21 protein-coding genes and 1 pseudogene are annotated in these 21,092 nt (G+C 62.6%); 11 read left to right on the forward strand and 11 right to left on the reverse strand.

What is annotated here, in order from left to right:
- Positions 1–498 precede the first annotated feature (498 nt).
- Both NJC40_RS26855 and NJC40_RS26860 read left to right on the forward strand, forming a co-directional pair.
- Positions 499–1,029 (forward strand): BRO-N domain-containing protein, encoded by a 531-nt coding sequence (locus NJC40_RS26855; protein ID WP_253141179.1) that lies wholly within the window; start codon positions 499–501, stop codon positions 1,027–1,029.
- A gap of 119 nt (positions 1,030–1,148) precedes the next feature.
- The gene (locus NJC40_RS26860) at positions 1,149–1,277 is read left to right on the forward strand and encodes a hypothetical protein (protein WP_257106168.1); all 129 of its coding nucleotides are present in this window, start codon (positions 1,149–1,151) and stop codon (positions 1,275–1,277) included.
- A 28-nt stretch (positions 1,278–1,305) separates the two neighbouring features.
- Here NJC40_RS26860 and NJC40_RS26865 read toward each other — a convergent pair whose 3' ends face one another.
- Positions 1,306–1,695, reverse strand: a complete 390-nt coding sequence (locus NJC40_RS26865; RefSeq protein WP_084709812.1) for a winged helix-turn-helix transcriptional regulator — start codon at positions 1,693–1,695, stop codon at positions 1,306–1,308.
- A gap of 81 nt (positions 1,696–1,776) precedes the next feature.
- Here NJC40_RS26865 and NJC40_RS26870 point away from each other — a divergent pair, with 81 nt between their 5' ends.
- The 4 genes from NJC40_RS26870 (at position 1,777) to NJC40_RS26885 (ending at position 3,950) form a co-directional block, all read left to right on the forward strand.
- Complete coding sequence (locus NJC40_RS26870; protein WP_045481749.1) at positions 1,777–2,184, forward strand: DoxX family protein; 408 nt, start codon at positions 1,777–1,779, stop codon at positions 2,182–2,184.
- A gap of 14 nt (positions 2,185–2,198) precedes the next feature.
- A complete protein-coding gene (locus NJC40_RS26875) occupies positions 2,199–2,939 on the forward strand; it encodes an SDR family NAD(P)-dependent oxidoreductase (RefSeq protein WP_253141178.1) in 741 nt (246 codons plus the stop codon).
- Between the two features lie 128 nt (positions 2,940–3,067).
- Complete coding sequence (locus tag NJC40_RS26880; RefSeq protein ID WP_253141177.1) at positions 3,068–3,748, forward strand: phytanoyl-CoA dioxygenase family protein; 681 nt, start codon at positions 3,068–3,070, stop codon at positions 3,746–3,748.
- A 34-nt stretch (positions 3,749–3,782) separates the two neighbouring features.
- On the forward strand, positions 3,783–3,950 hold the full coding sequence (locus tag NJC40_RS26885) for a DUF2986 domain-containing protein (protein WP_253141176.1): 168 nt from the start codon (positions 3,783–3,785) through the stop codon (positions 3,948–3,950).
- Positions 3,951–3,964: 14 nt separating this feature from the next.
- Here the strand turns inward: NJC40_RS26885 and NJC40_RS26890 are convergent, their stop codons facing one another.
- Positions 3,965–4,864, reverse strand: coding sequence for a LysR family transcriptional regulator (locus NJC40_RS26890; protein WP_045481759.1), 900 nt, complete (start codon positions 4,862–4,864; stop codon positions 3,965–3,967).
- A 96-nt stretch (positions 4,865–4,960) separates the two neighbouring features.
- Between NJC40_RS26890 and NJC40_RS26895 the strand changes: the two genes are divergently transcribed.
- Positions 4,961–6,142 carry an MFS transporter gene (locus NJC40_RS26895; protein ID WP_253141175.1) on the forward strand — a complete coding sequence of 394 codons (1,182 nt, stop codon included), beginning with the start codon at positions 4,961–4,963 and terminating at the stop codon, positions 6,140–6,142.
- Between the two features lie 5 nt (positions 6,143–6,147).
- On the opposite strand, the gene NJC40_RS26900 is transcribed toward NJC40_RS26895, so the two are convergent.
- Both NJC40_RS26900 and NJC40_RS26905 read right to left on the reverse strand, forming a co-directional pair.
- Complete coding sequence (locus NJC40_RS26900; RefSeq protein ID WP_253141174.1) at positions 6,148–7,317, reverse strand: DUF2252 family protein; 1,170 nt, start codon at positions 7,315–7,317, stop codon at positions 6,148–6,150.
- A pseudogene (locus NJC40_RS26905) lies at positions 7,274–7,465 on the reverse strand (IS200/IS605 family transposase); the annotation flags it as partial. The pseudogene NJC40_RS26905 and the gene NJC40_RS26900, both read right to left, overlap by 44 nt.
- Here NJC40_RS26905 and NJC40_RS26910 point away from each other — a divergent pair.
- Complete coding sequence (locus NJC40_RS26910) at positions 7,434–8,570, forward strand: RNA-guided endonuclease InsQ/TnpB family protein (RefSeq protein WP_290447682.1); 1,137 nt, start codon at positions 7,434–7,436, stop codon at positions 8,568–8,570. The pseudogene NJC40_RS26905 and the gene NJC40_RS26910 sit on opposite strands and share 32 nt — an antisense overlap.
- Positions 8,571–8,583: 13 nt before the next feature.
- Here the strand turns inward: NJC40_RS26910 and NJC40_RS26915 are convergent, their stop codons facing one another.
- The 5 genes from NJC40_RS26915 to NJC40_RS26935 all read right to left on the reverse strand — a co-directional run bounded on the left by NJC40_RS26915 (position 8,584) and on the right by NJC40_RS26935 (position 16,003).
- The gene (locus NJC40_RS26915; protein WP_253141173.1) at positions 8,584–9,798 is read right to left on the reverse strand and encodes a multidrug effflux MFS transporter; all 1,215 of its coding nucleotides are present in this window, start codon (positions 9,796–9,798) and stop codon (positions 8,584–8,586) included.
- A complete protein-coding gene (fabF, locus tag NJC40_RS26920) occupies positions 9,795–11,087 on the reverse strand; it encodes a beta-ketoacyl-ACP synthase II (protein ID WP_253141172.1) in 1,293 nt (430 codons plus the stop codon). The genes NJC40_RS26915 and fabF overlap by 4 nt, the downstream gene beginning before the upstream one ends.
- A 40-nt stretch (positions 11,088–11,127) precedes the next feature.
- Complete coding sequence (locus NJC40_RS26925; protein ID WP_253141171.1) at positions 11,128–14,208, reverse strand: efflux RND transporter permease subunit; 3,081 nt, start codon at positions 14,206–14,208, stop codon at positions 11,128–11,130.
- Entirely contained in the window at positions 14,205–15,311 is a 1,107-nt protein-coding gene (locus tag NJC40_RS26930) for an efflux RND transporter periplasmic adaptor subunit (RefSeq protein WP_253141170.1), read from the reverse strand. Before NJC40_RS26930 ends, NJC40_RS26925 begins: the two co-directional genes overlap by 4 nt.
- A 77-nt stretch (positions 15,312–15,388) precedes the next feature.
- Complete coding sequence (locus NJC40_RS26935) at positions 15,389–16,003, reverse strand: TetR/AcrR family transcriptional regulator (protein ID WP_045481779.1); 615 nt, start codon at positions 16,001–16,003, stop codon at positions 15,389–15,391.
- Between the two features lie 412 nt (positions 16,004–16,415).
- Here NJC40_RS26935 and NJC40_RS26940 point away from each other — a divergent pair, with 412 nt between their 5' ends.
- Entirely contained in the window at positions 16,416–17,456 is a 1,041-nt protein-coding gene (locus tag NJC40_RS26940) for a GGDEF domain-containing protein (protein ID WP_253141169.1), read from the forward strand.
- A 148-nt stretch (positions 17,457–17,604) separates the two neighbouring features.
- Positions 17,605–18,063, forward strand: coding sequence for a hypothetical protein (locus NJC40_RS26945; protein ID WP_253141168.1), 459 nt, complete (start codon positions 17,605–17,607; stop codon positions 18,061–18,063).
- Positions 18,064–18,249: 186 nt separating this feature from the next.
- Here NJC40_RS26945 and NJC40_RS26950 read toward each other — a convergent pair whose 3' ends face one another.
- Entirely contained in the window at positions 18,250–19,707 is a 1,458-nt protein-coding gene (locus NJC40_RS26950) for a HAMP domain-containing sensor histidine kinase (RefSeq protein WP_253141167.1), read from the reverse strand.
- Positions 19,707–20,420 carry a response regulator transcription factor gene (locus tag NJC40_RS26955; RefSeq protein WP_045481788.1) on the reverse strand — a complete coding sequence of 238 codons (714 nt, stop codon included), beginning with the start codon at positions 20,418–20,420 and terminating at the stop codon, positions 19,707–19,709. Before NJC40_RS26955 ends, NJC40_RS26950 begins: the two co-directional genes overlap by 1 nt.
- 157 nt (positions 20,421–20,577) lie before the next feature.
- Here NJC40_RS26955 and msrB point away from each other — a divergent pair, with 157 nt between their 5' ends.
- The gene (msrB, locus tag NJC40_RS26960) at positions 20,578–21,090 is read left to right on the forward strand and encodes a peptide-methionine (R)-S-oxide reductase MsrB (RefSeq protein WP_253141166.1); all 513 of its coding nucleotides are present in this window, start codon (positions 20,578–20,580) and stop codon (positions 21,088–21,090) included.
- The last annotated feature ends 2 nt before the right edge of the window (positions 21,091–21,092 follow it).

A 21,092-nucleotide genomic window follows, 5' to 3' on the forward strand; every position in this document is an offset into this window, starting at 1 on the left:
CAGAGCCACTAGACCAATGCACCTGATCATCAGCCTCGATCACGATTCCAGTGCACATTTCCTGCTCGCCCAGACGAATGAAAAATTCCTTGAACATTTGTATCTCTCCTTGAAATGGCTGAACGAGTACAAGCATGAGAAGAAAGACTGACATCCTGACCAGCGTACTGCTGAACGTTGATTGAGAAACGGGCTACATACTCGTAGGCAGCGTCGGTGGCCATCACCTGTTGCACTGTTTCCAGCCCGGCTAATCTGCGCAGCGCTCACTGCAAAATCAGTGAGTCGGGTTTGGCGACCTGAATTTCTAACCCCCAGCGACTTCCCCATAACGTTGCAGGTATCATCCTGCCCGTTAGTCCGTTATGGCTGTTGTACGTGGGAGACCTTCTGGTCTGCCGGGGTTGGGGTGTGACCTGGTTCGCCAACCCGCGTACAACTGCCACCCTTATCGTTTGGCGACGGTCCGTGGCAGTTTCACTCCCCGAGGAAACGCTTATGACTGCTATTAACCCAAACAATCCCTGTACCGAACACTTCGAAGCCATTCCCTTCATCCGCCACCACCGCCAGTTGCGCACCACCCTGAGCGACGGTCAGGCGTGGTTCTGCCTGAGCGATCTTGCCCGCCTGATGGGCCGGCGCCTCGACGAACGCTCCACGCTAAAACTCGACCCCGACCAGCGCCGCACGGCCTGGCTGGAAACCTTCGGCGACTTCGAACGCTGCACGCTGGTCAGCGAGTCCGGCGTCTTCGCCCTGCTGGTCCACCACTACGTGCCGGAAAACCGCACCCTGCGCCGTTGGCTGACCCACGAAGTGCTACCGGAACTGCACCGGCGTCATGACCGGTTCATCGAGTTGCCGAGCGTGAACAGCCTGGACTGGCTGGGCAACTCGTTGCAGTTGCTGCACTGGCGCAATGAAAGCTGGGTGCGCTGGAAGGACATGCCGGGGGTGCTGGTGGAGATGCCTGAGCGCAGACCCCTGAGCCTGTGGCGGCGTGTGCTGCGCTGGGTCCAAGGCTAGGGCTCGCCAGCCCTTCAATCAGACCTTGAAACTACGGCTACACAGATCGATAAACGCGCGCAGCTTGGGCTGGTTTCTGGCCGTTTTCGAGAAGTACAGGAACAGCCCGTCGCTGCCGGGTGAGCAAAGCACCACTGTTTGAAAACCGGGTGGTGGTCGATGGGCGATTGATTACCGGCCAGAATCCGGCTTCGGCGACGGCGCTGGGTGAGGCCGTGGTCAAGGCGTTGCAAGCCAGGGCCAAGTGAGGACAAACCATCGCCGGGGCTGGCGCTTCTAGGCTCTACCCGGCTTACGCCCCCGCGGGCTGGCCTTGGCCGGCACACTATTGCCGTAGGTCTGCCACCAGACGGTCAAAGCCTCCATGGTCGGCCCCAATGCCCGCGCTTTGTCGGTCATCGCGTACTCCACCCGTGGCGGGACTTCGGCATACACCGTGCGGGTGATCAATCCGTCGTTTTCCAGCTCGCGAAGTTGCGCAGTCAGCATGTGCTGGGTGATGCCGCCAATGGCCTTGCGCAGTTCGCCAAAACGATAAATGCGCTCGTTCAACAGCCACATGATTTCCAGTTTCCACTTGCCGGAAAGCAGCGCAAAGGCGCGGCGCATTTCCTCATGCATGTTGATGGCCGGGGCTTCAATAGTCTGGTTTTCCATACTAGGCATCACTATTTCATCCTACTTGTGGATATTCATCTTAGCCGACATTGTTGGTTAAAGACTCTGTTGAATACCGCGAGGAACACCATGTTTGAACTGTCTCTGTATTGGCTCAGTACGTTGTTGCTGGCACTGCTGTATCTGCTTTCGGCCACTCTGTATGTCGTGCGCCGCGACTGGGCGCGCCAGGGGCTGGTGGACCTGGGCTACCCGGACCATCTGATGAACGTTCTCACCGCCGTGAAGTTGCTGGCGGTGATTGCGATTCTGTCGCGCGTCAGTGTGGCGCTGAGTGATCTGGCGTATGCCGGGGTGCTCTACCACCTGCTGTTATCGGCGCAGGCTTACTTCGGCGTGCGCAATCCTCGGGGTGCGCTGCCGGCGTTGATCGGCCTGGTACTGCTGGCGGTTTCCTTTACCACCCAGAACAGCGCACGCGAAATCCCCTCGCCTTACCTGCCGGCCACAGCGGCCTATTCCCAGCCTTCACACTGAACGGAGAACTTGCCATGTCACGTCTTGACGGAAAAGTAGCGATTGTTACCGGTGCCGGTCGCGGTATTGGTCGGGCCACAGCCCTGTTGTTTGCCGCCGAAGGTGCCCGCGTCGCGGTGCTATCACGCACAGCGGAAAATGTGCAGCAGGTGGTCGCGCAGATTCAGGCCGCAGGCGGCAAGGCGCACGGCGTGGTGTGCGACCTGGCGGAGCCAGAACAGATCACTGCAGCGATCGCGCAAGTGGTCAGTATCTACGGGCAGATTGATATTCTGGTCAACAACGCTTTCGACCCGGCGCAGGTGTCTGCTTCGGTGCTTGAGCTGTCAGCGGAGCAACTGCAACGCAATTTCGAGCTGGGACCGGTGGCTTACCTGCGCACCATGCAGGCTTGCTATCCCTGGCTCAAAGCCAGTGGCGCAGGTCGGGTCATCAACTTTGCCTCACTGGCCGGGGTGGTCGGCCTGCCAGGCTATGCGCCGTACAACATGGCCAAGGAAGCGGTGCGCGCCCTGACCCGCTCGGCGGCGCGTGAGTGGGGGGCCGACGCGATTACCGTCAACAACGTGCTGCCAGTGGCTGAAACCTGGGGCGATGCCGTGGTACCACCACCCAGCAATGTACTGGGCCGTTATGGTTCACCGGAACACGACATCGCACCGGTGGTGCTGTTTCTGGCCAGCAAGGATGCCCAGTACCTCACCGGCTACAGCCTGACGCCCGATGGCGGGCAGATCATCGACAGCGCGCGCTAGCCTGCGCGCCCTGCCGCGCCACGCTTGGTAATGCAGCACCGCCAGCACGTTGAGGTCGCCGTTTATCTGTCTGAGCACTACCATGAGCCAACCGGTCCGCAGGACGCAAAAGCGCTATAAGGAAAGCCATGCCCTACCGCACCCAGCTTCACCACAACGGCTATGCCCTGCTGCGCCAGGCCATCCCCGACCAATGGCTGGCGCAGTTGCGTCACACCTTCGACAGTGGCTTGCGCCCTTCAGACCAGTGGCCTGTGCCACGCGGCGCTGACTGGCGGCATTCGATGCTCGATGACGATGCGCAAGTCCAGGCGCTTTGCCGGTTGCCACAGTTGCTGGCGGTGGTGGGCGAGTTGCTTGGCGAACGGTTCTTTCTGACTCAGGTCGAGGGTCGCGAGCCGGTTGCCGGGGGCGGTCATCAGCGCTTGCACCGCGACCTTTCAGCGCAGCGGCCGGGGGATACAGTGAGCGTGCTGGCCTATCTGGATGACTATGGCCCGGACAACGGCGCCACGCGTATTGTGCCTGCCAGCCATCGACCCGTACCGCAGGCGCCGCCGTTCGATTTCACCGATGAGTCAGGCGCCATACAGTTGAGCGGCTCGGCGGGGGACATGCTGGTGTTCGATGTCGACCTGGTCCACGCGGGCAGCCTGAACCACAACGGTGCCCGGCGGCGGACGCTGTTGATTGGCTATGCGGTAGAACAGCTGCGCGACGCGTACGCGCAGACCGCGAGCCTGCGCAATGTGCGCATGGACACCGGCGAGAGTTTTGCACCTGCGGATTTTGCCCTGCCGCGCACCTGATATCATGCCGGCCTGCCCACGCCGAGTAGCAACCATGAATCGCCAGAAAAAGATCAAGCAGCTGTTGAAGGCCCATGCCAAAAAGGCCAGTGCCAAGCTGGCACCGAAAAAGAAATGCACTTACGTCAGCAAGGCTGATCGCTTGAAACTGGCGGCTGAGGCTCAAGCCGATGTGCTGACGCCGGTGTCTGCGCCAGACTGAAGGCCCTGCCCTGATCAAGCATCCAACTGATGCTGCTCCAGCAAAAAGTCGACAAATACCCGAACCCGCGCCGGCATCGCCTGACCGCCGACGAACACGGCATGAATCGGCTCGACGTCGCCGGGGTTGTAGGCATCGAGCAATGGCACCAGTTCACCGCGCTTGAGGTCTTCAGCCACGCTGAAGGTGCCGATCCGGGCAATGCCGGCACCGACTCTGGCCAGTTGCGCCAGCGCCTCACCACTGCTGCATTCAATATTGCCGGTGATCTTCAGGGCAAACGGCTGCCCGTCACGCACAAATGGCCAATCGGGTTCGGCCCGGCGAAAGTTGAAGCGCAGGCAGTTGTGTTGCAGTAAATCTTCCGGTGCTGTCGGGGTGCCGTGGCGTTGCAGGTAATCGGGGGATGCGACCACTACCTGACCGGTTTCGCCAATTCTTCGAGCGGTCAGCGGGCTGTCGGGCAAGTTGCCGAAACGTATCGCCACATCCGCCTCACCGGCGAGGATATCGACCACTTCATCGCCCAGGGTCAGGTCGACGACGATCTGTGGATAGCGCGCACTGAACGCTGCTACCAGCGGCACGATGGCCAACCGGCCGTGCCCCAGGGCGGCGCTGACCCGCAAGCGGCCCTTCGGTACGCCCTGGGCGGCGATCGCTTCTTCGACCTCGGACATGTCGGCCAGAATCCGCCGGGCACCGCGCAGGTAGGCTTCGCCTTCGCAGGTCAGGGTCATCGCCCGGGTGGTGCGCAACAGCAAGCGGGTGCCGATGCGCTGCTCGGTACGGGCAATAATGCGGCTCACCGCTGAGGGCGTCAGCCCCAGGGTGCGTGCGGCTGCCGACAGGCTGCCTTCTTGTGCCACGGTGGCAAACACCTGCATTTCACCGGACCGGCCATTGACGTCCATTTGTGCCCCTCACGCAAAGGTGTTTGAACTCAAAGCGCTCTAGCGCACTTTAAAGGTGGATCGTAGCATTTAGCGCACAGATCCAGGAGCCTTCTCATGCGTATCAATCCCCCTCTTATCGCCCTCGCCATGGGTGCCTTTGGCATCGGCGTCACCGAGTTCGCCCCGATGGGCATGTTGCCTGACATCGCGACCGACCTGGGTGTGTCGATTCCGGCCGCCGGCCTGCTGGTCAGTGCCTACGCGCTCGGCGTGCTGATCGGCGCGCCGCTGATGACCCTGACCACCGGCAGGATCCCGCGTCGCTACCTGTTGATCGGCCTGATGGCGATCTTCACCTTGGGCAACCTGATGTCGGCGCTGGCCAGCGACTACCAGAGCCTGCTCATCGCCCGGGTGGTGACCTCCCTGAACCACGGCGCGTTCTTCGGCGTTGGCTCGATTGTCGCGGCCAGTGTGGTGCCGCCAGACAAACGTGCCGGGGCGGTTGCTGCGATGTTCATGGGCCTGACCCTGGCGACCATTGGGGGCGTGCCGCTGGCCAGTTGGTTTGGTGAATTGCTCGGCTGGCGCACCGCGTTCTGGGGCATTGCCGGCCTCGGTGTGCTGGCGATGGCGGCGCTGTGGTTCGCCCTGCCGGATCTGCCGCTGGCCAAAAGTGACGGCGTGCTGGCCGAGATCCGCGTGCTGGGCCGCGCGCCGGTGCTGGCCGCACTGGCCCTGACCGTCATCGGTTCGGGGGCGATGTTCACCGTGTTCACCTACATCGCGCCGATCCTGCACAGCGAAACCCAGGCCTCGACCGCCTTTATCACGGCCATGCTGGTGCTGTTCGGGGTGGGTCTGACGCTGGGCAATATCTGGGGCGGCAAGGCTGCTGACCGCTCAGTAGACCGCACGCTGATCGTGTCACTGAGTGTTCTGATCGCCATCTTGCTGGCCTTCACCGTGTTGATGCGCTGGCCGCTGCCGGCGGCGGTCGCCATTCTGATCTGGGGCGCCGCCAGCTTTGCGCTGGTGCCACCGTTGCAGATGCGCGTGATGGAAGCTGCCAAAGACGCGCCGAACCTTGCCTCGGCCGTAAACATCGGCGCGTTCAACCTCGGCAATGCCATCGGCGCCGCGTTGGGGGGTGCAGTGATCAATGCCGGACTGGGTTATCCGGCGATTTCCCTGGCCGGTGCGGTGATGGCCGCGCTGGGGCTGCTGATGGTGCTGGTTCTGGCCTGGCGCTCCAGATCCGCTGCGGCGGCGCAGCATGAGGCGAACGCGGCTTGAGCGCCTTAGTCATGCTCCAAAGCATAACGCCGACAATGCGCCAGATAGCCCATTTCATGCGTGCCGACCAGTTGCACCACGCTGCTCCATAACCATGACGGCGCATCCAGGCTGCGGGTACGGTTGCTTTGCAGCACGTCCATCCACTCCAGCCGGGTGGCGAGGTCCATCTGCCGGGCATGCGCCTGGCCGACCACCCGCGCCAGGTAACCGGCCGCCTCCATGGCCTGGCGCGAATCAAGTTGATCCAGTTCCAGTTTGAGGTCTTGGGGCAGCAGTTCACGGATGAAAAACGAATGCTCCAGCAACCGCACCGCCAACATCCGGTTACCCAGCCCCGGTGATAACTGCCGGGCACCCTCGACCACCCGTTTGCCGTTATCACGCGGCATCCCGACCCGGGCGGCACGCGGCGCAGCGGCCGCTACGGCTTGCTTGATGTCCAGCAGGCAATAATCCACGCCATCACCGTCGTCCACACTCAGCAGCACCGCATAACGGCGCAGCCCCAACGAGCTGCAACCCTTGACCCAATAGGCGCAGTCGAGCAGTTCAACTTCACTGGCATGGCTGCGGCCTTTAAGTGAGGTGACCAAGGCGTGGATTTCAGGGGTCACGCACAGCAGCTCAATGGCTTGACGCTCGGCTTTGCTGAGTTTCCAGAAATGCTTGCCTAATGGCAGGGTCAAGCGCGCGCCCTCGATGCGCTCTTTGGCCAGATGCTTCCAGGTACGCTGCACGGCGCTGCGCATACCGGCCTTGACCTGCGCCGGGCGTGGCGGCTCGCGCTCCAGGCTGGTTTCAAAGGCCAGTTCGTAGCCACGGACCATTTCTTCGAGCATCCGCGCGGTGGTCACCCCCGGCAGGTCGGAGCCACGTGCGGCGGTGGCAAGCGACAGTGCCAGACGCACCAGGTCATGCACAGGGTTGCCGACCACGGCCTGGTCCAGGTCGCGGATATGCACATCGATGCCACCCTTCAGATCACCAGTCGGCCCCAGATTACCGGCATGGCAATCCCCGCAGATCCATACCGCCGGGCCGCTGGGCAGACGCCGCCCCGGCTGGCTATGCAGCCACTCGTAAAAATGCACGGTGCTGCCCCGCACGAAGGACGCCGCAGGCGTCCTGGTTGGGAGTCTGCTGTTCTTCGATGTATTGGCGCAGGATTTCAATCGGCGCACCGCCGCAGCTAGAGGCGAGGTAGGATGGCGACCAGAGGACACCCCTTCACTTGAGCCAGGGGTGGAAATCCCCGAACTGCTCACGCAGCCGTCTGGATGATACCCTCTTGAGTGAAGCCACCCGATTCGACAACGCCACCCATAGCTTGAAAGACCAAACCATAATTCATGCCATGAACCACACCAGGACCCTCAAGCTCCGAATCAAAGACAAGCACGCGAAAACGCTGCTTGCGATGGCGCGCGAGGTCAATCTGGTGTGGAACTACTGCAATGAAACGAGTCATCGCGCCATCCGGGAACGCCACCAGTGGCTCTCCGGTTTTGACCTGCAAAAGCTGACCAATGGATTAAGCAAATGCGACGGCGTGCAGACCGGCTCGCCAACCGTGCAGCAGGTTTGCGAGGACTACGCCAAGTCCCGTAAGCAGTTCAAGCGTTCCAGGCTCAATTGGCGGGTGTCCAGCAGGAGCAGCCCCAAATACAGCCTGGGCTGGATTCCGTTCAAGGCGCGTGCCTTGCAATACAAGAACGGTCAGATTCAGTTCGCCGGGTTCAGGTTTGGCCTGTGGGACAGCTACGGTTTAAGTCAGTACGCCCTGCGGGCCGGAAGCTTCAGTGAAGATTCCAGGGGGCGCTGGTATCTCAATATCTGCGTGCAGGTTCAGAGCAAGCCGTGTATCGGCACTGCCACCATTGGCATCGACCTGGGCCTTAAAGCAGCGGCGACAACGTCTGAGGGCCAAGTGCTGGTCGGGCGTGAATATCGCACCCTGGAGCAGAAGCTGGGCATCGCTCAGCGTGCTGGCAAGAGGGCACGTGTTCGCGCCCTCCATGCCAGGATCAGGAACCGGCGCAAAGATGCGCAACACAAGTTCTCAACCGCCCTGGTTGAGCGCTGCGCCGCCATTTTCGTTGGCGATGTAGCCAGCGCAAAACTCGTAAAGACTCAAATGGCCAAATCCACGCTTGATGCAGGATGGGGCCAACTCAAGACAATGCTGGAGCAGAAATGCCAACGGGCAGGCGTTGTTTTTGAGGTTGTAGCCGAGCGCTATACCACCCAGACCTGCTCGTGCTGTGGAAGCATTTCCACCAGCAGTCCGAAAGGTAGAGCCGGTTTGCGAATAAGAGAATGGACTTGCGTGTGCTGCGGTACAGCCCACGACCGCGATGTAAACGCGGCCCGGAACATTCTTGCGGCGGGGCATCGCCGTCTAGCTGTAGGAATCCCCGCTCTTTAGGGCGGGGAGGATGTCAAGGCTCGACACAGCGCCTGTTCAACCCGAACAACAACAGCGCGATCAGGCAAGCGATGGCCTGGATCGCCCCCAAAGTAACCACCGGGGCAAATTCCAGCACCGACCCCAGCCAGGTCGTAAAGGCCGCCGCCGTCATGGTCAGAAAGCCCAACAGTGCAGAAGCCAGGCCGGCCTGTTTGCCAAACGGGCTCAGGGTAAGCGCGGTGCCCAATGGATTGGCCAGGCCCATGCCCCACAGGAAGATCACCATCGACAGTGAATACCAGCCCAGCCCCGGATCCCTCGGGCCAAGCCACAGCAGGCATCCGGCCAATAGCGCTGTGGCCAGCCCCGAGGCGGTAACGGTGCGGCTGCCAAAGCGCCCGGCCAGCCGTGGCGCAGCCAGGCCGGCGGCGAAGACGACAAATACCGTGGCAGCGAAATACAACCCGGTCTGTAGCGAGGACAAGCCCATGCCGTCCATCAAAATTGCCGGGGAGGCGCCGAAGCTGGCGAACAGGCCGCTCATCAACAGGCTCATCGCGGCCGCCGGCAAGATAAACGCAGGGTTACCAAGCAACCCGCCGTAGGCGCCCAGCACCTGGGCCGCTGGCAACGCCACACGGCGCTGCACCGGCAGTGTTTCGCCAAGACCGCGTGCATAGCTGAGCGCGATGATCAGCGCGGCGATGCCGACCATGATAAAGATCGTCCGCCAGCCCAGCGTGTTGCTCAGCAGGCTGCCGAGCAACGGCGAAAAACCGGGAGCGGTCGCGGTGGCGATCATGGTCAGCGACAACGCCCGAGCCAGGGTCTCGCCCTCGAACAGGTCGCGGGCGATGGCTCGTGCCAGCACTGCGGCGGCGCACGCTCCGAGGGCCTGAATCACCCGCCCGGCAATCAGCACGTCAAACGAGCCGGCCAGGCCGGCAACCAGCGTGCCGACCACAAACAACGCCAAACCACCGAGCACCAGAGGCAGGCGGCCAAACCGATCGGCCAGTGGCCCGACCAGCAACTGCGCCAGCGCAAAGGTGATGAAGAAGCTCGACAAGGTCAGGCCCAGCTCTCGTGCAGAGACGCCCAGCTCCTGGCCAATCTGCGCAAAGGCCGGGAGGATGATATTGGTCGACAGCACGCTGATGGCCGACAAGCCGGCCAGCAAGGCCACGACTTTACCGTTTAGCGCAGGCCCCTGCTGCACCGCCGCAACCTCGCTTTGCGTTTTCATGACTGAGCCTGCCAATGGCGAAACAGCACACTGGCATTGACCCCGCCAAAGCCAAAGCCATTTGACAATGCATGGGTCAACGCCATCGGCCGGGCGTGACAGGCGACCACATCAAGGCCGGTGGCGGCGTCATCAGGGTGGTCGAGGTTAAGGGTCGGCGGGACGATCTGGTCACGCAACGCCAGCACCGTGAAGATCGCCTCGATACCGCCGGCAGCGCCCAGCAAGTGGCCGGTGGCGGACTTGGTGGAACTGATCGCCACCTTGGAATCGGTGCCGAACAGCGCCCGAATCGCCGCCAGTTCGCCCTTGTCGCCGACCGGTGTCGAGGTCGCATGGGCATTGATGTGCTGCACCTCGTCGACGCTCACCCCGGCCTGTTGCAGCGCTTGCTGCATGGCGCGCCGCGCCCCGCTGCCATCTTCAGGGCCGGCGGTCAGATGCCAGGCGTCAGCGCTGGTGCCGTAACCCACCAGCTCGGCCAAGGGCGTAGCACCACGGGCCAGGGCATGTTCCAGCGACTCGATGACCAGCAACCCCGAGCCCTCGGCCATGACGAAACCGTCACGCGCCTGGTCGAACGGCCGTGATGCGCGCCGGGCATCTTCGGCAGGCGCGGTAGACAACGCCCGCGCCGCAGCAAAGCAGCCGAGGGTGACCCGATCAATCGCCGCCTCGGTGCCGCCACATATCGCGATATCAGCTTCGCCGCTGCGGATCAGCCGTGCCGCGTCACCGATGGCCTGCACCCCCGCCGCACAGGCGGTGACCGGCGCGCCCAGCGGTCCTTTGAAACCATGGCGGATAGACACATGCCCGGCGGCCATATTGGCGAGAAACGACGGCGCGGTGAACGGTGACAACCGTTTTGGCCCGCGGCCATCGGTGGTGCGCACCGCCTCGGCCATGGCCCCGAAGCCGCCTACGCCCGAGGCGATGATGGTGGCGGTGCGTTGCTGCTGCGCTTCGCTGACCGGGTGCCAGTCGGCCTGCTCCAGTGCCTCATGGGCCGCGATCAGGGCGAACTCGATAAAGCGGTCCATCTTCTTGCGTTCTTTGGCCGGGATCACCTGCTCGGGCTGATAGCCGCCCAGGGGGTCTTGCGCAAGGCTCGGCACCTGACCGCCAACCGCGACCCCGGTGCCGGCAGTAATCTCATCCGCCAGCTTGTCGATACCCGACTGGCCATCGAGCAGCCGTTGCCAGACCCGCTCTACCCCGCAGCCAAGCGGGCCGACGATGCCGGTGCCGGTGACCACGATACGTTTGCCACTCTGAGAATGGGTCATGGGTGTCGCTGCTGAATGTGTCATCTAGGTTGCCCCCGGTTCAGGTAGTGAGTTGAGTCTTGCTGCGAGGAGAGTGAATCTTGAAAGCGATCGCATACATCGCCGGGAGAAACACCAGGGTCATCAGCGTACCAACCAGCGTGCCGCCGATCAGGGTGTAGGCCAGCGTGCCCCAGAACACCGACTGGGTCAGTGGCACAAAAGCCAGGATCGCGGCCAGCGCTGTCAGCAACACCGGTCGGGCGCGCTGCACGGTGGCCTCGACCACCGAATTGAATGGGTCGAGACCTTCACGCTGGTTGTGATGGATCTGGCCGATCAGGATCAAGGTGTTGCGCATCAGGATGCCTGAGAGGGCGATCAGCCCGACCAGTGCGTTGATCCCGAATGGCTGCTGAAACAGCAGCAGGGTCGGCACCACACCGATCAGGCCCAGCGGCGCGGTAAGAAACACCATGACCATCGCCGCCATCGAGCGCACCTGAACAATGATGATCAGCAAGGTCAGGGCGAGCATGATCGGCAGCAGCGGCGCGATGGCCTTGCTGGCCTTGAGCGACTCTTCGATGGAACCGGCCATTTCGATCCGGTAGCCCGGCGGCAGAGTCGCGATGACCGGCTGCAGGTCGTTCCAGATCAGCGCCGAGACATCCGGCGGTTGCAGACCCTCGGCAATGTCGCCGCGCACGGTAATGGTCGGGGTGCGGTCACGGCGGCGCAGCACGGGCTCTTCCATGCGCACCTCGACCTCGCCGACCTGCGACAGCGCAATGCGCTGGCCGGCCGCACCGACCAGGGTGAAACCGGCGATCTTCGCAGGATCGAGGCGGATATCACCGGCGGCCCGCGCCAGCAACTGCACAGAACGAATGTCTTCGCGCACCGCGCTGACCGCCACCCCGGACAACAGAAACTGCAGTTGTTGGGCAACGCTACTGGAGGTCAGGCCGAATGCTTGCAGGCGATCCTGATCCAGCGCGAAATGCAGGGTCGGCACCCGCGCGCCCCAGTCGCTGTTGACGGTTCTCATCATCGGGCTGGCCTGCAGCACGCCCTGCACCTGAGTGGCGATCAGGCGCAGTTGCTGCGGGTCAGGCCCCATCACCCGATAAGCGACCGGGAACGGCGAGTACGGACCGAACACCAGTTGCGTGACACGCACCCGCGCCTGTGGCGCCAGACCGTCGGCCACTGCGGCACGCAGGCGCTGCTTGAGCGCATCACGCGCAGCCTGGCTGTCGGTCAGCACCACAAGCTTGGCAAAGGACGGGTCAGGCAGTTCCGGGGCCATCGCCAAATAGAAACGCGGCGGTCCCTGGCCGACATAGGTGGTGACGATCTGCGCCTCTTGCTGCTCGCGCAGCCACGACTCGACCTTGATCGCGGTGGCATGGGTCTGTTCGATGGAAGTGCCGTACGGCATCTGTACCTCAACCAGCACCTCGGGGCGGTCGGAGGTCGGGAAGAACTGCTTTTTCACCAGCCCCATACCCAGCAGCGCAACGATGAACGCAACGATCACCGCCCCCGCGACCGACCATTTACCTGCGATGACCCTGCTCAGCAGCCGACGAAAACGGTTGTAGTGGCGGGTGTCATAGATAGCCGCATGACCGCCGGCAACCTGTTTGATCTCCGGCAGCAGCTTGACACCCAGATACGGCGTGAAGGCCACCGCGACCAGCCAGGACGCGATCAGGCCGATGCCCACGATCCAGAACATGTTGCTGGTGTATTCACCGGCCGTGGAGTGAGCAAAACCGTTGGGCATGAAGCCGATGGCGGTGACCAGCGTGCCGGACAGCATCGGCGCTGCGGTATGGCTCCAGGCGTAGGCCGAGGCCTTGAGACGGTCATAGCCCTCCTCCATTTTCACGACCATCATCTCGATGGCGATGATCGCGTCGTCGACCAGCAAACCCAGCGCCAGAATCAGCGAGCCCAGAGTAATGCGGTCAAAGTTCTTGCCCGTGGCAGCCATGACCACGAACACCACCGCCAGGGTCAAAGGCACAGCTGCCGCGACCACCACGCCAACGCGCCAGCCCATGCTGATAAAGCAGACCAGCATGACCACCAGCAAGGCGACCACGAACTTGACCATGAACTCGTTGACCGACGAGCTGATGTTCACCGACTGATCAGTGACCTTGGCCAGGGTCATGCCCAGTGGCATAGCGGCGTTGATCTGCGCCGTTTCCGCGTCCAGCGCCTTGCCAAGGTCCAGCCCGTTCCAGCCATCACGCATCACGATACCGAGCAACAACGCCGGCTCGCCGCCGTTACGGACCAGCAATGTCGCGGGGTCTTCGTAACCCCGTTCAACCGTCGCCACATCGGACAACTTCAAGGTCCGCCCGTTGACCACCACTGGCGTGCTGCGAATGGTCTCCAGCTTGTCGAACGCCCCCTCCAGACGCACGATCACCTGCGGCCCGCCGGTTTCGATCGAGCCGGCGGGGGTCAGCGCATTCTGGTTATTGAGCGCCGCAAAGATCGCCTGCGGCGCAATACCCAGCGTGGCCAGCCGCTCATGGGAAAACGACACGAAAATGCGCTCGGCCTGCTCACCGATGATGTTGACCTTCTTCACGCCAGGGACGTGCAACAGCCGCTGGCGCAGTGCCTCGGCATCACGCACAAGCTGGCGCGGCGGCTCACCTTTGGCTTTCAGGGCGAACAACGCGAACGTCACGTCAGCAAACTCGTCGTTGATCATCGGACCGATGACACCTGCCGGCAGATTTCGCGCCTCGTCGCCCAGCTTCTTGCGCGCCTGATAAAACTCTTCCTGGACTTGCCCGGGAGGGGTGCTGTCGAGTAGCGAGACCATGGTGAACGCCAGCCCTGCACGGGTGTAGGTTTCACTGCGGTCGTACCACTTGAGCTCCTGCATGCGCTTTTCCAGCGGCTCGGCCACCAGATCCTGCATCTGCTGCGCCGTCGCGCCGGGCCAGGCACTGATGATGGTCAGTTGCTTTACGGTAAAGGGCGGATCCTCGGCACGCCCCAACTGCAAGAACGCGAGAATTCCGGCCCCGGCAATCAGCACGATGACGAACAGGGTGACCGCGCGCTCGCGCACCGCCAAAGCAGACAGATTGAAACGCCCTGAGCTCATGGCTGGCTCCCGGCAACCCGGTTGGCGTCGAGCGACTCACGCCGGACCGACTCACCGTCATGCAGCAGGTGCGCACCCAACGCCACGACCTGCTCTCCCACCGCGAGCTGGCCGACGACACGCGCCGTGTCGTCGCCAACAGCCAACACCTGCACGTTACGCCAGGCCACCTTGGTCGGCTCACCGGCAATCAGCCAAACGCCGGGACCACTGCCGGGATCGTAAAGGGCCGCAATCGGCACCTGCACTGCGCCGCTGCCGGGCGAGTCCTGGGCGATATCGAGTGTGACGGTCGCCCCGAGCGGCGCCTGGGCCAGCGCGCCCTGCAGCACATAGCGGGCTTCGAAGGTACGGGTGGTGGCATCGGCCGCCGCAGACAGCAGCCGCAGGGTTGCAGGCAGCGCCGGGTCACGGCTGCCGTACAGCGACGCCTGCGCCGTCGAGCCGGTGGCCGGGCGCAGCGTCTCGGGCAAATAGACAATCGCCTCACGCTGCCCGGCCCGTGCCAGCCGGACCACCGTTTGCCCGGCGCTGACCACCTGCCCCGGTTCGGCCAGAGTCTCGACCACCACGCCGTCAGCGTCAGCCAGCAGTACCGCGTAGCTGGTTGCATTACGCGCCACATCGGCCTGGGCTTGCGCGGCACTGAGCTGTGCCCGAGCCGCGTCGGCAGCCGCCTTGCTCTGGTCGTAAGTGGATGCCGAAACGGCGCCTGCGGCAACCAGCCGGCGATAGCGCACCTCGTCCTGGGCCGTCTGCCTGGCAAGTGCGCTGGCCGAGGCGACCGCTTCGAGCTGCGCTCGCGCCTGGAGCTGGAGATCCACAGGATCAAGGCGCAGCAGCGGCTGACCACGCTTGACCGTTTGCCCGGTATCGACCAGCCGCTCCAGCACCTTGCCTGACACACGAAAACCCAGGTCACTCTGGGTACGTGCGACCACCACACCGCTGAACGAGTGATTTGTCTCAACGGCGCGCGTCACCGTTGCAGCCCGGACCAGCGGCGGCTGGGTACGCGGATCGTCGCTGACCGCTGGATCGCCACACGCCGTCAACAGGACGGGCAGCACGCAACCGACAAGCAGGAGAGATTTGAGGCGCATGGGATCCCTTATTCAAGAGCAATACGAGACCCACATTCTTTTACTAGTGACCAATATTGTCAATGGTCACTTATTATTTACGGCGCCAGGCTACGCAAGATCATGGCCGGCAATTGCACGGTCGCTTCACCGGTAGCGTCGAGGTTGTATTGCAGTTGTGCAGGGTTGATGTAGGGACGCATGACCAGACAGATCGCGCTGACCACATCATCCAGCGGGGTCTTGCGCTCAAATTCGCCGGCTTCGCGGCCATCAACCACGATCTGCTGGATAATTGCGCGAATTCGCGCTTCATGTTCAAGCACCGACGGCCACTGCTCACGTGATGCAACAGCAGCAATGTCGTAAAGCTTGCGGTCATGGAAAAACAGGTCGCTGCCCGCTTCGCAAAGCGTCCGGAACAGGCACCTCAAGCGCTCCGAGGCAGACGAGGCACCGGCAGTCGCAGCCTCAATGGCCTGCATGATCATCGCCAGACGGTTGGCGCAGATCACCTGGCCGATGGCCTGCTTTGAGTCGAAAAACTTATAGATGTAGGCCTTGGAAAAACCGATGGCCTTGGCCAGATCCGACACCGTGGTCTTCTCATAGCCGTAATGCGCGAAATGGCGGCCTGCCGCCTCGATGACCTGATCGCGGACACTGTGATCAAGGGGGCCGCGGGTAGGCGCTGGGGGGGTATTTTCATTCATGTGCGCAGCTTGACTCCATGATGACTCGAAAGACCGTTAGGTGACCGATCAATAATATGGTCACAATCTATCTGTGTCCAAAAAGGGCGCGAAGTTCTGTTGACCGGCAAATACTGCCCTCAATGTGACGCCCTGCAATGGCCGCTATGGTAATGGCTATTCAGACAGGCCGGGCGCTGCGCCGGGCGATCAGAGGTTTTTCGCGCGAACGCAGGCATAATGCCTACACTTGGCTGCGGGCCAGAATCATCGACTGTTCTGGCCCGCAACTGCCATGAGCCGGTGCATCGGAATGGCTGCACTGACACGTTAATCCGTAGTTACGACTGACAAGGCAGTGATCGTCGCGACTTACCGCTCCAGATACGGGTGCACTTGAAAGCGTTTTAGCACCCGCTGAGGTCGTACCCAGATGCACGCTACCGAACAAAGCCTTGAGCAGAAGTCTTTTGCTCAGTTACGCCCGCTGAAAATCTCCAGCGAAATTCTCGCCGTGCTGGCATGCACCCTGGTCGTCGCACTGGCCCATGCCAGCCAGGGGATTTCCCTTTGGCTGTATGGCTACTGCCTGGTGGCCGGTGTGGCCTGTTTTCTCACCTGTAAGGCTCGCACCACCGGGCATCTATGGCTGACCGGCATGCTGCACCTGTGTGCCTGCACCGCCTGCCTGGGTTCGGTGGCGGTTGCCATCGGCACGCCGGTATTCTGGTTTTTGCCCATTGGTCTGGTGCTGAGCCTGCCGGTCTCGGCCATGCATGCCCATCCAGGCCACGCTCCGAGTACCGGGGCGGCGATCTGGGCCACGTTGTTTGCTGTGGTGCAGCCCGACTTCGGCCGGCAACTGGACCTGGTACTGGCGCTGGTGTTGATCACCGGCAGCCTGTTGGTCGCCACACTGGTGTGCAGCACCTTCTCCAGGACCCGCAAAGATGTATTCGACCTGCAATACCAACTGCATGACATGGCCTACCAGGACACCTTGACCGGGCTGCCCAACCGCCGGGCGTTCATGGACCGCCTCGGCACGACCCTGACAGACGCAACGAGCGCCGCACCGCTGTTTTTCCTGATGCTCGATATCGACGACTTCAAAAAGGTCAATGACGGCTTCGGCCATGACGTGGGCGATCAGGTGCTGATCGCGGTGGCCGCAATCCTGCGCGAGCATAGCCATGGCCATAACTACGCACGCATGGGCGGCGAAGAGTTTGCCGTGGCGGCGCAGGTCGCGAATGCCGCGCAGGCGCAGGAACTGGCCCGCACCATTGTCGCGGCGGTCAACTCGGCTCAGGTGTGTGGCCTGTCCCTCTCGATCAGCATCGGCCTGGCCGATCATCAACCGCAAGAATCGCTGCTCAGCCTGATGCATCGCGCCGACCAGGCACTGTATGACGCCAAGAGCGACGGCAAGAACCGCTATGCCATGGCCCGGCAGGTGGTGATGGTAGTCTGATTCATCTAATGCGGCGTGCATGAACCAACCTCGCCCTGGCAGGTCGAAGGCCGACGACGATGCCATGGAGGGCTCAGGTTCTGCACAGCGCCGCCCCCCCGGCACGGCAATCGTGCAACTTTCTGCGGGTGATAACAGGTTCTACACAATGAAAAAAATCGTTCTGCCAGTTCTGGCGCTGCTGCTTCTGCATGGCTGCGCGCAGATGCCCGACTACTCCAATGTCGAGGGTGACAAACCGGTCGACGAGTCGCGCTATACCGTGCTCGAAACCGAGACCTGGGCCAGCCGCGAGCAGCGTGGCTTTCTGGATGACCGGCCGGAGCTGAACCTGATCAGAATCAACGACAAGAAGGTCGGCAACATCCCCTTCTCCACCTACTACTACAAGAACGACTCTCCGCAACGTGCCGTGCTGCAACCTGGGACTTACACCATCCAGCTGGAATACCGGCTGCCGCTGCACTTCATGTTCACCGACCTGAAATTCAACGCCAAAGCCGGCCAGAAGGTCATTGCCCGCTCCAAATACGTGGGCGTGAGCCGGCTGGAAATCTGGCTGGAAGATGCCGCCACCGGTGAGGTGGTGAGTACCCGGATGCATTGATTGGGTTCGTCCGGCTGCCGGGGCTAGCCACATGCTGTTCGGTTATCTGAAGTGAACCTCTGTGGGAGCTACCTTGGTAGCGAAGGCGGCGGCACATTCACAGAAGATGTTGTGACTTTGCCGACCTCTTCGCGAGCAGAGCTCCCTCCCACCGAGTGCGCGCTGCCTATTCGAACAGTATTGGGGCTAGCCGCGCAGGCTCAAGCCGAAACGAAACACCGCGCCCTGCCCCGGCACGTCCAGCAGTTCGATCACTGCGCCATGCAGTTGCAGAATCTGATAGACGATGCGCAACCCCAAGCCGCCATCGCGCCGTGCGCCGCCGATGGTGAAGGGGCGCAGAAACAGCCCTTCGCGCAGCGCCGGCGCAATCCCTGGGCCGCTGTCGGCAACGATGATGTTCAGGTGCTCGGCAGCAGGCTCCAGTTGCAGGGTTACGCTGCCACCTTGCGGGGTATGGCGCAGGGCGTTGTCGAGCAGATTGGTCAGCACCCGCTCGATCAGGCCGAGATCGGCATACACGTCCGGCACACTGCGGGGCATCTTGGCCTCCAGGGTGATGCCCTTGGTCGCAGCAGTGAGTTCGAATTTCTGCAATACGTCCTGCAGCAAGTCCGCTGCCGAGAAGCGTTCGATCACCGGTTTGACGAAGCCGTGTTCCAGACGCACCAGTTCCAGCAACGCCTGGGCCAGGCCGCCGACCTTGTGGCTCTGGTCCAGGGCGATGCCCAGGTAGCGGCGGCGTTCTTGCGGGCTCAGGCGTTCACCTTTAACCGACAACACTTCCAGGTAGCCATGCAGTGAAGCCAGCGGGGTGCGCAGGTCGTGGGAGATATTGGCCACCAGTTCGCGGCGTTCCTGTTCCTGGCGATTGAGGGCACGCAGCTGTTCGGCCAGGCGCTGTTGCATCTGCGCAAAGGTGCGCTCCAGAGCGCCGATTTCATCGTTGCGCGGGCGCGCTTCGGGCACGGCTGGCGGCTCGGCGCTGGCGTCGATATCGAAGCGTTCCAGCGCAGTGGTCAGGCGGCGCAACGGCCGGGTGATCCAGGCGAATGCGGCAAGACCGGCCAGCAGGCACAGCGCGGCGATCAGGCCGATGGCCCACACCGCCGTGCTCAAGGCCTCGCTGGTGGCACCTCGGGCGGCAAACCGGTCATGCGCTTCACCGAGCAGCACCACGTAGAGAAAGCCGGCCCGCTGACCGGCGACCATCAGCGGCGCAACGCTGAACACCTTGCGGGCATCGAGGCTGCGCGGGTCATCACCAACGATCGGCAGCGGCTCACCGGCGATGAAGCGCTTGATCGGTGCCAGATCGACCTGGTCGCGCAGCAAACGGTCGCGGGGCGCGGCGTCGCCGATGATGCGCCCGTCGATGTCCAGCAGGTACACCTCAACGCTGGGGTTGACCAGCATCAATTGGCTGAACAGTTCGCGCACCGCGCCGGGCATCAGGCCGTTGGCGTCCATCAGTTGCGTATCGCTGGCGATATGGCGGGCCAGGTCGCGGGACAGCCCTTGCACCACTTCCAGCTCATGCATGCGGCTGGAGCGCACTTGCAGCCAGATCGAGGTGCCGCTGCACACCAGCAGCAGCACGGCGAACACCAGTGCCAGGCGGCGGGTCAGGCTAAGCGAAAACATCAGGCTTCACCGGCGGCTGCGAATTTATAACCGCGCCCCCAAACGGTGAGGATCCGCGCAGGGCTGGCGGGGTCGGCTTCGATCTTGGCGCGCAGGCGGTTGATGTGGGTATTGACCGTGTGCTCATAGCCGTCATGGCTGTAGCCCCACACAGCATCGAGCAGCTCCATGCGCGAGAACACCTTGCCCGGCTGACGGGCGAAAAAGTACAGCAAATCGAACTCCCGTGGCGTGAGGTCCAGGCTTCGAGCATCAAGGGTCGCTTCACGGGTAATCGGATCAATCCGTAAACCGGCGATCTCCAGGCCGCCGCTGTCCAGGCGCAGATTGTTCGCCAGCGCCTCGACCCGGCGCAGCAACGCCTTGACCCGCGCGACCAGTTCCATCATCGAGAACGGCTTGGCCAGATAGTCGTCGGCGCCCAGTTCCAGGCCGAGAATGCGGTGCATTTCACTGGAGCGCGCGCTGGTGATGATGATCGGTGTGTAGCGGGTCATGGCCCGGGCGCGGCGGCAGATTTCCAGGCCATCGACCCCAGGCAGCATCAGGTCGAGGATCAAGGCGTCCCAGCCGCCTTGCTCCAGCAGGCGCAGGCCCTGTTCGCCATCGGCGCTGTGCACCACCTCGAACCGCTCATCGCGCAGGTGCAGGCAGATCAGCTCGGCGATGTGTTCGTCGTCTTCCACCACCAGCACGCGTTTGACCTGCTCCATTGCGCTAGCCCCTCCGGTATCGATTCGCTGGTCATTCTCACACAGCGCCGCCCGTGCAGTTATCACGAATTGTTTAACTCTGCGTGAGGATTTGGCGAAGCGCCGGGGCGTAGCCTGAGTCCATCAAAAAATTGGCCGTAGCGCACAGGAGACCACCATGCTCTCAAGACGAAAACTACTGCTCAGCGCCGGCTCATTCGGGGTCGCCGCCACCGCCTTTGCCGTGCTGCCACGGCTGGCCGACAGTCAGGTTCTGAATGTCGCAGATGACGACATCGGCAGCTTCGAGGTCAGCCATAGCGACGCTGAGTGGCGCCAACGGCTGACCGCCGAGCAATACCGCATCCTGCGCCAGCAAGGCACCGAACGCTCTTACAGCAGCCCGCTCAATAACGAGCACCGCGCAGGCACTTTTGCCTGTGCCGGTTGCCAGTTACCGCTGTTTTCGTCCGCCACCAAGTTTGACAGTCACACCGGCTGGCCGAGTTTCTGGCAACCGCTGGACAACGCCGTGGGGCAACACACCGACCGCAGCTACGGCATGTTGCGCATTTCAGTGCATTGCCGGCGCTGCGGCGGCCACCTGGGTCATGTGTTCGATGACGGCCCGCGCCCCACCGGTCTGCGTTATTGCATCAATGGCGCCGCCATGACTTTCACGCCGGCTTGAGG

Origin of the sequence: Pseudomonas sp. 21LCFQ02, from assembly GCF_024129895.2 — a bacterium.
In the GTDB taxonomy this organism is placed as follows: domain Bacteria; phylum Pseudomonadota; class Gammaproteobacteria; order Pseudomonadales; family Pseudomonadaceae; genus Aquipseudomonas.